Origin of the sequence: Pseudomonas sp. G1002 (assembly GCF_013385455.1) — a bacterium.
Lineage (GTDB): Bacteria > Pseudomonadota > Gammaproteobacteria > Pseudomonadales > Pseudomonadaceae > Aquipseudomonas.
Window position 1 is genome coordinate 158,367 of record NZ_JACAPY010000027.1, and the last position, 11,995, is coordinate 170,361.

Annotated in this window: 8 protein-coding genes; all 8 read left to right on the plus strand. The window is 62.0% G+C overall.

Annotated elements, in window-relative coordinates:
* The first annotated feature begins 55 nt into the window (after positions 1 to 55).
* The 8 genes from betB (at position 56) to HX801_RS14985 (ending at position 11,889) form a co-directional block, all read left to right on the plus strand.
* On the plus strand, positions 56 to 1,528 hold the full coding sequence (gene betB, locus HX801_RS14950) for a betaine-aldehyde dehydrogenase (protein ID WP_003216900.1): 1,473 nt from the start codon (positions 56 to 58) through the stop codon (positions 1,526 to 1,528).
* Between the two features lie 196 nt (positions 1,529 to 1,724).
* A complete protein-coding gene (betA, locus tag HX801_RS14955) occupies positions 1,725 to 3,428 on the plus strand; it encodes a choline dehydrogenase (RefSeq protein WP_087693216.1) in 1,704 nt (567 codons plus the stop codon).
* Positions 3,429 to 3,639: 211 nt separating this feature from the next.
* Positions 3,640 to 5,082, plus strand: a complete 1,443-nt coding sequence (locus tag HX801_RS14960) for a TldD/PmbA family protein (protein WP_177022310.1) — start codon at positions 3,640 to 3,642, stop codon at positions 5,080 to 5,082.
* On the plus strand, positions 5,082 to 6,398 hold the full coding sequence (locus HX801_RS14965; RefSeq protein WP_177022311.1) for a TldD/PmbA family protein: 1,317 nt from the start codon (positions 5,082 to 5,084) through the stop codon (positions 6,396 to 6,398). Before HX801_RS14960 ends, HX801_RS14965 begins: the two co-directional genes overlap by 1 nt.
* A gap of 329 nt (positions 6,399 to 6,727) precedes the next feature.
* Positions 6,728 to 7,618, plus strand: coding sequence for an alpha/beta fold hydrolase (locus HX801_RS14970; protein WP_102604368.1), 891 nt, complete (start codon positions 6,728 to 6,730; stop codon positions 7,616 to 7,618).
* A 36-nt stretch (positions 7,619 to 7,654) separates the two neighbouring features.
* Positions 7,655 to 9,082 (plus strand): multidrug transporter subunit MdtD, encoded by a 1,428-nt coding sequence (gene mdtD, locus HX801_RS14975; RefSeq protein ID WP_003216894.1) that lies wholly within the window; start codon positions 7,655 to 7,657, stop codon positions 9,080 to 9,082.
* Between the two features lie 130 nt (positions 9,083 to 9,212).
* Positions 9,213 to 10,550 carry an ATP-dependent RNA helicase DbpA gene (dbpA, locus tag HX801_RS14980; RefSeq protein WP_236260841.1) on the plus strand — a complete coding sequence of 446 codons (1,338 nt, stop codon included), beginning with the start codon at positions 9,213 to 9,215 and terminating at the stop codon, positions 10,548 to 10,550.
* A gap of 160 nt (positions 10,551 to 10,710) precedes the next feature.
* On the plus strand, positions 10,711 to 11,889 hold the full coding sequence (locus HX801_RS14985; protein ID WP_102604416.1) for an NAD(P)/FAD-dependent oxidoreductase: 1,179 nt from the start codon (positions 10,711 to 10,713) through the stop codon (positions 11,887 to 11,889).
* Positions 11,890 to 11,995: the final 106 nt, after the last annotated feature.

Here is an 11,995-nt window from a genome sequence, read left to right on the forward strand (position 1 = left end):
CATAAACGCTCAACTCCCGAACCGCGCCAACCATTAATGCACTTGCGAGGACTTTATGGCCCGTTTCGAACTGCAAAAACTCTACATTGACGGCGGCTACTCCGACGCTGGCAGCGATGCCACTTTCGAAGCCATCAACCCGGCTAACGGTGAAGTTCTCGCCAACGTGCAACGCGCTACCAAAGAAGACGTCGAGCGCGCTGTGGTCAGCGCCGAAAAGGGCCAGAAAATCTGGGCCGCCATGACTGCCATGGAGCGTTCGCGCATCCTGCGTCGTGCCGTCGACATCCTGCGTGAGCGCAACGACGAACTGGCCGCCCTGGAAACCCTGGACACCGGCAAGCCGTATTCCGAAACCCAATACGTCGACATCGTCACCGGCGCTGACGTGCTGGAATACTACGCAGGCCTGGTGCCCGCCATCGAAGGCGAGCAGATCCCGCTGCGTGACACCTCGTTCGTCTACACCCGTCGCGAGCCACTGGGCGTCGTGGCCGGTATCGGCGCGTGGAACTACCCGATCCAGATCGCCCTGTGGAAATCCGCACCTGCCCTGGCGGCCGGTAACGCGATGATCTTCAAGCCAAGCGAAGTCACCTCGCTGACCACCCTGAAACTGGCTGAAATCTACACCGCCGCCGGCGTTCCGGATGGCGTGTTCAACGTCCTGACCGGCAGCGGCCGTGAAGTCGGCACCTGGCTGACCGAACACCCGCGCATCGAGAAAGTCTCCTTCACCGGCGGCACCGACACCGGCAAGAAAGTCATGGCCAGCGCTTCGAGCTCTTCGCTCAAGGAAGTCACCATGGAACTGGGCGGCAAATCCCCGCTGATCATTTTCGACGACGCCGACCTCGACCGCGCCGCCGACATCGCGATGATGGCCAACTTCTACAGCTCGGGCCAGGTCTGCACCAACGGCACCCGCGTATTCGTTCCGACCGCCCTCAAAGGCGCCTTCGAAGCCAAGATCGCCGAGCGCGTTGCCCGCATCCGCATCGGCAACCCGGAAGATGAAAACACCAACTTCGGCCCGCTGGTCAGCTTCGCCCACATGGAAAGCGTGCTCGGCTACATCGCCAAAGGTAAAGAAGAAGGCGCCCGCGTGCTGTGCGGCGGCGACCGTCTGACCGACGGTGAATTCGCCAAGGGTGCCTACGTGGCCCCGACCGTGTTCACTGACTGCACCGACGAAATGACCATCGTGCGTGAAGAAATCTTCGGCCCGGTGATGAGCATCCTCACCTACGACACCGAAGAAGAAGTGATCCGCCGTGCCAACGACACCGACTTCGGCCTGGCCGCTGGCCTGGTGACCAAGGACCTGAACCGCGCCCACCGCGTGATTCATCAGCTGGAAGCCGGTATCTGCTGGATCAACGCCTGGGGCGAGTCCGACGCGAAGATGCCGGTGGGCGGCTACAAGCAGTCGGGCGTGGGCCGTGAAAACGGGATCAGCTCGCTGAACAACTTCACTCGCATCAAATCGGTACAGGTTGAGCTGGGCGACTACGCCTCGGTGTTCTAAAACCTGATTGAGCCTGGCATGGCCCATGTGGCGAGGGGGCTTGCTCCCGTCGGGCTGCGAAGCAGCCCCATGCCAGGTACCGCAGTTCTTTCAGACAGAACTCGAGCGCTGACTTTGCGACTGCTGCGCAGTCGAACGGGAGCAAGCTCCCTCGCCACAAAAGCAGCCTGAACCAACTTTCACGAGGGTGCATTCAATGTCCCAAGAATACGACTACATCATTGTGGGTGCCGGCTCCGCCGGTAACACCCTGGCGACCCGTCTGACCGAAGACGAAGGCGTCACCGTCCTGCTGCTGGAAGCCGGCGGCCCGGACTACCGTTTCGATTTCCGTACCCAGATGCCAGCCGCCCTGGCGTTCCCGCTGCAAGGCCGCCGCTACAACTGGGCCTACGAAACCGATCCAGAACCACACATGGACGGCCGCCGGATGGAATGCGGTCGCGGCAAGGGCCTCGGCGGCTCCTCGTTGATCAACGGCATGTGCTACATCCGCGGCAACGCGATGGACTACGACAACTGGTCGAAACTGCCGGGCCTGGAAGACTGGACCTACCTGGACTGCCTGCCGTATTTCCGTAAAGCCGAAACCCGCGACATCGGCCCGAACGACTACCACGGTGGAGACGGCCCGGTCAGCGTGACCACGCCAAAGGCCGGCAACAACCCGCTGTTCCACGCGATGGTTGAAGCCGGCGTACAGGCCGGTTACCCACGTACCGAAGACTTGAACGGCTACCAGCAGGAAGGCTTCGGCCCGATGGACCGTACCGTGACGCCAAACGGTCGTCGCGCCAGCACCGCTCGCGGTTACCTGGACACGGCCAAGAAGCGCTCGACGCTGACCATCGTCACCCACGCCCTGACCGACAAAGTCCTGTTCGAAGGCAAGCGCGCCGTCGGCGTGCGTTACCTGATCGGTGCTGCCGAAGAGCGCGTTGAAGCCCGTGCCCGCAAGGAAGTCCTGGTGTGCAGCGGCGCAATCGCTTCGCCGCAACTGCTGCAACGTTCCGGCGTCGGCCCGGCGAAGCTGCTGGAAAGCCTCGACATCCCGGTGGTCCACGACCTGCCAGGCGTCGGCGAAAACCTGCAGGATCACCTTGAGCTGTACCTGCAATACGCGTGCACCCAACCGGTCTCGCTGTACCCGTCGCTGCTCTGGTACAACCAGCCGGCCATTGGTGCCGAGTGGCTGTTCAACGGCACCGGCATCGGCGCCAGCAACCAGTTCGAAGCGGGCGGTTTCATCCGTACCCGTGAAGAATTCGATTGGCCGAACATCCAGTATCACTTCCTGCCGGTGGCGATTAACTACAACGGCAGCAACGGTGTGAAAGAGCACGGTTTCCAGGCGCACATGGGCTCCATGCGTTCGCCGAGCCGTGGCCGCGTGCAGCTGAAGTCGAAGAACCCACGGGAATACCCGAGCATCCTCTTCAACTACATGGCCACCGAACAGGACTGGCAGGAATTCCGTGACGGCATCCGCCTGACCCGTGAAATCATGCAACAGCCGGCACTGGACCAATACCGTGGCCGCGAAATCAGCCCGGGCATCGACGTACAGACCGACGAGCAACTGGATAAATTTATCCGTGAGCACGCCGAGACCGCGTTCCACCCGTCCTGCTCGTGCAAGATGGGCACCGACGAGATGGCCGTGGTTGACGCCGAAGGCCGTGTGCATGGCATGCAGGGTCTGCGCGTAGTTGACGCGTCGATCATGCCGATCATCACCACCGGCAACCTGAACGCGCCGACAATCATGATCGCCGAGAAAATCGCCGACAAGATCCGTGGCCGCAAGCCACTGCCGCGCAGCACTGCGGATTACTACGTGGCAGGCGATGCGCCGGTGCGTGGCAAGCCGATGCGTGAAGTGGGTCCTACTGCGCAGTAACTGATAGACCGAGGTGCTCCCTTCGCGAGCAAGCCCGCTCCCACATTTTTGACCGTGTGAACCCGATCAAATGTGGGAGGGGGCTTGCTCCCGAAGAGGCCCGATCTGACACCGCAAGACCTCCCGCCCGCCTACACTTTCCTTGATCAGCTCCCAGCCCAGGCCTACTCTGTTTGCCTGCCCGCGCCGAGCCGCCCACAAGGAAGGCCCCATGTTCGAACACCACGCCACACTCAAAAAGCAGTTCAGTGCCCTGCGCACTACCGCCGAATTCTTTTCCCTGCGCTACGTCCGCGAGTCCGGCCAGTACCTGTCGGTACGCAAGAACGTCGCCGAGCCGCCACACCTCAGCCAGGACGAAGGCGCGATGCTCACCGTGCGCCTCAATGGCGTCGAAGCCTACGCCGCCACTCACGACATTTCCCTGCCCGGCCTGCAAGCCGCCCTTGAGCGCGCCGAACAGCAAGCCCGGCTCATCAAGCCCCACGCCCTGCTCGACCTGCGCGACCAGCCAGTGTCCAGCGACATTGCCGACTACCTGTCGCCGAGCCTCGACCAGCCCTTCCCGTCCCTGAGCGACTGCTACCAACTGCTCGGCGCCGAATCGGCCGCCGTGCCCAAGGACGAGCGCCTGGTGAACTGGGAAGTCAGCCTGGGCACCACCCACGTCGAACAGATCTACCTCAACAGCGCCGGCGCCGAACTGCGCCAGGCCCAGCGGTTTGTGTTCCCGGGTGTCAACGTCACGGCCTACGACGGCAATGACAGCCAGACCCGCACCCTGGGCGGCACCAACTTCGGCCAGCAAGGCGGCTTTGACGTGATCAGCCGCTTCGGCCTGGTGGGCGCGGCCCCAAAAGTCGCAGACAGCGCCCTGCAATTACTGTTGGCGCCAAACACGCCCAACGGCAAACGCGACCTGCTGCTGACGCCCGACCAGATGATCCTGCAGATCCACGAATCCATCGGCCACCCGCTGGAACTGGACCGCATCCTGGGCGACGAGCGCAATTACGCCGGCACCAGCTTCGTCAAGGCCAGCGATTTCGGTCACCTGCAATACGGCTCCAACCTGCTGAACGTGACCTTCGACCCGGACATTCCCGAGCAGCTCGCCAGCTACGGGCATGACGACGACGGCACGAAGGCCAGCAAACAATTCCTGATCCGCGAAGGCTTGCTGCTCAAGCCGTTGGGCGGTGCGTTGTCGCAATACCGCGCCGGCATGCAAGGCGTGGCCAACAGCCGTGCCTGCAGCTGGAACCGCGCGCCGATCGACCGCATGGCCAACCTGAATATCGAGGCCGGCGACCAGAACATGGCGCAGCTGATTGGCGGCATCGAGAACGGCATCCTGATGTCCACCAACCGTTCGTGGTCGATTGACGATGCACGCAACAAATTCCAGTTTGGCTGCGAGTGGGGCCAGTTGATTGAAAACGGCGAACTCAAAGGCGTGGTAAAGAACCCCAACTACCGGGCGATTTCCGCGCAGTTCTGGCGCAACCTCAGCGCCGTCGGCGACGCCAGCACCTTCAAGGTGCTGGGCACGCCGAACTGCGGCAAGGGCGAACCCAACCAGGTGATCCGCGTCGGCCATGCGTCGCCGGCCTGTGTGTTCAGCAACGTGGACGTGTTCGGGGGAGACGCCTGATGAATAATTTCAAAGCCCTGGTGGATTGGCTCAAGCAGGCCATCACCGACCACGAACAATTCCACCTCGGCTACGCCGACGAGTCCTCCGAGTTTGTGCGTTTCAACCACGGCAAAGTGCGCCAGGCCGGCCAGGTGCAACAAGCCAGCCTGAACCTGAAGCTGATCAACGACGGGCGCCACGCCGACCTCGGTATCACCCTGGCGGGCGAGCCTGAACTGGATCGCCAGCGCCTGGCCGACGGCCTGCAACAACTGCGCGAGACCTTGCCGTTGTTGCCGCAGGATCCGTACCTGCTGCTCAACCACAACGCCTGGCAAAACAAGGACCAGCAGGACCGACCACTGCCGGACCTGGCCCAGGTGCTGGAAGCAATCAGCGCGGCCGCCGAGGGCGTGGACATGGTCGGCTTCTACGCCGCCGGCCCTATCAGCCGTGGTTTCGCCAGTTCATCAGGCGCCTTCGGCTGGCACCAGGCCAACAGTTTCAACTTCGACTTCAGCCTGTTCCACGCCAACGGTGAAGCGGTGAAAGCCAGCTACGCCGGCAACGATTGGGACAGCGTGGCCTTCGCCCAGCGTTTCAAGCAGGCCCGTGAGCAACTGGAATACCTTGGTCGCCCGCTGCACCCGCTGGCACCGGGGCAATACCGCGCCTACCTGGCACCGGCGGCCATGGAAGAGATCATCAGCATGCTGACCTGGGGCGGGTTTTCCGCCCAGTCCATCGCCAGCAAGGGCAGCCCGTTGCAACGCTTGTACAACGGTGATCAAACCTTGAGCACGCTGGTGACCCTGGACGAACAGGTCAGCGGCTCCCTGAGCTCGGCGTTTTCCCGTGACGGCTATCCGCGCAGTGATGTGAAGCTGATCAATGCCGGCAAGGCTGAAGGCCAATTGGTGAACTCCCGCAGTGCTGCCGAATACGGCTTGAGCACCAATGGCGCCAGCGGCGATGAATCTCCCAGCGCCCTGCAGATGGCGGCCGGCGACCTGGCCCAGGCCGATATCCTCAAGCAACTGGGTACCGGTTTGTACATCAGCAACCTGTGGTACCTGAACTACTCCGACCAGCCCGCCGCACGCCTGACCGGCATGACCCGCTTCGCCACGTTCTGGGTCGAAGACGGCGAGATCAAGGCGCCGGTCAGCACCATGCGTTTTGATGACAGCGTGTACAGCCTGCTGGGCTCGCAACTGGAAGCGCTGACCGCTGATCGGGAATTGCTGCTGTCGGCGAGTACGTATAGCCAGCGCAATACGTCATCCAATCTGCTGCCGGGGGCGCTGGTAAAACGCCTGACCCTGACCTTATAAGCAACGCAAAACCCATGTGGGAGCGGGCTTGCTCGCGAATGCGGCGTGTCAGCCACTACATCTGTGACTGAGGTACCGCATTCGCGAGCAAGCCCGCTCCCACAGTTGATCGCATTCCATATTTTGATTCGGTTCAGCCTCAAAAGCCCACTCCAGACACCTGGCCGTCCGGCCAGTTGTCGCTCGCGAAAAACCTCGTTATAAAGGTTGGTGGCACCTAGCCACGTCCGCGCGGTAAAAAAACTCAAACAACACCCCGCCGTCCTCAACCCACTTGCACGCAAGTGATGCACGACCTTGCCTGGGATAGGGCAAGCTGGAGCGTTGACATGAACCATGGAAGTTTTGTCATTGAAAAGCTGTTCAAGCACTACAACGTTCACGTAGAGCAGCTTGGTAACAACCCAGAGAAGAAAACCGTGCTGTTGGTCAACGGCGCGCTGTCCACCACCCGCTCGTTTGCACGCACCAGCAAGTGCCTGTCCGAGCACTTCAATGTGCTGATGTTCGACCTGCCGTTCTCCGGCTATTCACGCCCGCACAACACCGACCTCGACCTTGTGACCAAGGACGATGAAGTGCAGATCCTGCGCGCCCTGGTGGAACGCTTTGAGGTCAACCACCTGGTGTCTGCCTCATGGGGGGGGATTTCCACGCTGCTGACCCTCGCCCACAACCCGCCGTCGATTGAAAGCTCGGTGGTGATGGCACTGGCGCCCAACCTCAACCAGGCCATGCTCGAATACGTAGAGCGGGTGCGCGTGCTGATCGAGGCCGATGACAAATCCGCCGTCGGCCATCTACTGAATGAAACCGTGGGCAAATACCTGTCGCCCCGGCTCAAGCGCAACAATCACCGGCACCTGTCGACCATGGCCACCACCGAGTATCGCCAGGCACGCTTCCATATCCATCAGGTGCTGGCGCTGGGTGACGGCAACTACCTGCCGCAACTGACCCGGATCGAAACCCCGGTGCACTTCCTCAACGGCGTGCTGGACGAGTACACCCCGGCAGACGAAGCCCAACTGTTCAAGAAATACGTAGGCCGCAGCAGCTTCGCCACCGCCGAGCACACTGGCCATTTGCTTGACCTGGAATCCCGCGAAGCGGCCCTGGCCGTGCACCGCGCGCTGATTGATTTCCTGGTGGGCAAACACGTGGAGTTGTCAGATATAGACGAAGGGCCTGTGGGAAAAGGAGCCGCCGATGGCGCATAATCGCCGACACATAGGCTGCTAACAAAAAGGTAACTCATGCCGAATCGCGCCCCTCTCGATGCCAAGACCGCCCGCTGGCTACCCTGGGTGGTAGCGATTGCCTTCTTCATGCAGTCGCTGGATGGGACGATTCTCAACACCGCCTTGCCGGCCATGGCTCGAGACCTGGCGGAGAACCCCTTGCGCATGCAAGGCGTAGTGATTGCCTACATGCTCACCGTGGCCCTGCTGATTCCCGCCTCGGGTTGGGTGGCCGACCGCTTCGGCACCAAGAAGATCTTCTTCGGCGCGATCATGCTGTTCAGCATTGGCTCATTGCTCTGCGCACTCTCCAGCACCTTGACCATGCTGGTGGGCGCCCGGGTGATCCAGGGCCTGGGCGGTGCGTTGATGTTGCCGGTGGGCAGGCTGGTGGTGCTGCGCGCCTACCCACGTTCGGAGCTGGTGCGGATCATGGGTTTCATCACCATTCCCGGGCTGCTCGGCCCACTGCTCGGCCCGACCATGGGCGGCTGGATGGTGCAATACCTGACCTGGCACTGGATCTTCCTGATCAACCTGCCGGTGGGCATCATCGGCTGCTACGCCGTCTGGAAATTCATCCCCGACCTGCGCGGCAGCGAACGTACGCGGTTCGACGGCGTGGGTTTCCTGCTGTTCGGCGCGGCGATGGTGCTGATCACTATCGCCATGGAAGGCCTCGGCGAATTGCACCTGCCGCACCTGCGGGTGATGTTGCTGCTGTTCGGCGGCCTCGCATGCCTGGCGGCGTACTGGCTGCGCGCCGGGCATATCGACAACCCGCTGTTCTCGCCGGTGCTGTTCAAGACCCGGACCTTTGCGGTGGGCATCCTCGGCAACCTGTTCGCTCGCCTGGGCAGCGGCGCGTTGCCGTTCCTGGTGCCGCTGTTGCTGCAGGTGGCGCTCGGTTACTCACCGTCCGAAGCCGGGATGAGCATGCTGCCCCTGGCGGCGGCGGCGATGTTTGCCAAGTCCATCGCCCGGCCGCTGATCGAGCGCCTGGGCTACCGCGTGGTGCTGACCGGCAACACCCTGGCGCTGGGCATCATGCTGGCGAGCATGGGCCTGGTCAGCGAACACACGCCCTACCCGCTGCTGCTGAGCATGCTGGCGATCCTCGGGGCGATCAACTCGCTGCAATTCACCGCGATGAACACCGTGACCCTGATCGACCTCGACGACGCCCAGGCCAGCAGCGGCAACAGTTTGCTGTCGGTGGTGGCGCAGTTGTCCCTGAGCCTTGGAGTGGCCTGCGCCGGTGCGCTGCTGGGTGGTTTTACCGCCGAAGTGGGCAACGACGGGGTCGATACGGTGCTTGGGGCGTTCCAGTTGACCTTCGTCACCGTGGGCATCATGGCGATGCTGGCGGCGGCGATCTTCCTGCAATTGTCGCCAAAAGACGGCAAACGCGTGGTCAGCCGTGAGCACGACATTGAGCATTAACAGGCTTCTCGTCTAGAACTTGCAGGGAAAATCCCACGAGGCTGGTACACTGCGCGACATTTTGTTTTGCAGAGCCAGTCCCGTGACTACCATCGCCACCGCTTTTAATACTTTGCCCCTGTCCGCCGCCATGCTGGCTAACCTCGACTCGCTGGGTTATGTCGAGATGACGCAGATCCAGGCGCAAAGCTTGCCGGTGATCCTCAAAGGGCTGGACCTGATTGCCCAGGCCAAGACCGGCAGCGGCAAGACCGCAGCCTTCGGCATCGGCCTGCTGAACCCGATCAACCCGCGCTACTTCGGTTGCCAGGCACTGGTCATGTGCCCGACCCGCGAGCTGGCTGACCAGGTGGCCAAGGAAATCCGTCGCCTGGCCCGCGCCGAAGACAACATCAAGGTGCTGACCCTGTGCGGCGGCGTGTCCCTCGGCCCGCAGATCGCTTCCCTGGAGCACGGCGCCCACGTCATCGTTGGCACCCCGGGCCGCATCCAGCAGCACCTGCGCAAGGGTTCGCTGGTTTTGGACGGCTTGAACACGCTGATCCTCGATGAAGCCGACCGCATGCTCGACATGGGCTTCTACGACGCCATCGAAGACATCATCAGCAAGACCCCGGCCCGCCGCCAGACCCTGCTGTTCTCGGCCACCTACCCGGTGAGCATCAAGCAACTGGCCTCGAAATTCATGCGCGCGCCGCAACAGGTCAAGGCCGAAGCGTTCCACTCGGACGATCAGATCGAGCAGCGCTTCTACGAGATTTCTCCGGAAGAGCGCATGGACGCGGTGACCAAGGTCCTGGCGCATTTCCGCCCGGCGTCTTGCGTAGCCTTCTGCTTTACCAAGCAGCAAGTGCAGGAAACCGTGGATCACCTGACCGCCAAGGGCATCTCCGCCGTTGGCCTGCATGGCGACCTGGAACAGCGCGACCGTGACCAGGTACTGGCGATGTTCGCCAACCGCAGTACGTCGGTACTGGTCGCCACTGACGTTGCCGCCCGTGGCCTGGACATTGATGCACTGGACATGGTGATCAACGTCGAACTGGCCCGCGACTCGGAAATCCACATTCACCGCGTGGGCCGTACCGGTCGCGCGGGTGAGACTGGCATCGCTATCAGCCTGGTTGCCCCGTCTGAAGCCCACCGCGCCCAGGCCATCGAGCAGTTGCAGAAGTCGCCGCTGAACTGGGACCAGTTGGACAACCTCAAGCCTCAGAGCGGCGGCCCGTTGCTGCCGGTGATGAGCACCCTGTGCATTGCCGCCGGCCGTAAAGACAAGGTTCGCCCGGGCGACATCCTTGGCGCACTGACCGGTGAAGCCGGGATCCCGGGGGCCCAGGTCGGCAAGATCGCGATCTTTGATTTCCAGGCGTTCGTGGCCGTTGAACGCGGGATCGCCAAGCAGGCATTGCAGCGTTTGAATGACGGCAAGATCAAAGGCCGTTCGTTGCGCGTGCGTATCCTGTAAAGATCTCAAGCTATACCGAGATCAAAAATGTGGGAGCGGGCTTGCTCGCGAATGCGGTATATCAGTCGACAGATTCGGTGACTGACACTGTGCATTCGCGAGCAAGCCCGCTCCCACATTTGACTGTATTCCAATTCAGAATTTGTATGAGGACATGGCTGTGCGCTCGACCGAAGTTGTGATCATTGGCGCCGGCGCCGCAGGCTTGATGTGTGCGCTGACCGCCGCCGGGCGTGGGCGCAAGGTGATGTTGATCGACCACGCGAACAAGGCCGGCAAAAAGATCCTGATGTCCGGCGGTGGCCGCTGCAACTTCACCAATATGTACACGGAGCCTGCCAACTTCCTCTCCCACAACGCGCACTTCTGCAAGTCCGCCCTGGCCCGCTACACCCAGTGGGATTTCATCGCGCTGGTGGCCAAGCACGGCGTGCCGTACCACGAGAAAAAACTCGGCCAGCTGTTCTGCGACAACAAGTCCAGCGACATCCTCGGGATGCTGCTGGATGAGTGCATCCAGGTCGGCGTGAGCATGCACCTGGACACCTCGGTGCAGGAGATTGCCAAGGTCGATGGCGGCTATCAGTTGCAAACCACCCTGGGTGAGTTGCGCTGCGAATCACTGGTGATCGCCACCGGCGGGCTGTCGATCCCGACCCTGGGGGCCACCGGCTTTGGTTATCAAGTGGCCAAGCAGTTCGGCCATGAACTGCTGCCAACCCGCGCCGGGCTGGTGCCGTTCACCATCACCGACCAGCTCAAGGAATTGTGCGGCGAGCTGTCCGGTACGTCCGTGGATTGCCTGGTGAGCTGCAACGACCAAAGCTTTCGCGAGAACATCCTGTTTACCCACCGCGGCCTGAGCGGGCCGGCGATCCTGCAGATTTCCTCCTACTGGGAACCCGGCGACACCGTGGAAATCAACCTGCTGCCCGATCACGACGCCCACACCTGGCTGCAAGCGCAACAGGTGGAGCGCCCGAACAGCGAGCTGAAAACCCTGCTGGGTGAGATCTTCACCAAGAAGATGGCCAACCTGCTGGCGGAAACCTGGTTCGTTTCCAAGCCGATGAAGCAGTACACCCACGCCGAGATTGCCGACATCGCCGGCAAACTGGGGAGCTGGCAACTGGTGCCGGCGGGTACTGAAGGCTATCGCACCGCCGAGGTCACCCTGGGTGGCGTGGACACCCGGGAAGTCTCGTCCAAGACCATGGAATCCCTGAAAAGCCCTGGTTTGTACTTCATCGGAGAAGTGCTGGATGTGACCGGTCACCTGGGCGGGTTCAATTTCCAGTGGGCGTGGGCTTCCGGTTATGCCGCTGCCCAATTTGCCTGACGGAACGCGGTAAAAAAATGTGGGAGCGGGCTTGCTCGCGAAGGCGGAGTGTCAGCTAATACATCAGTGACTGATACACCGCCTTCGCGAGCAAGCCCGCTCCCAC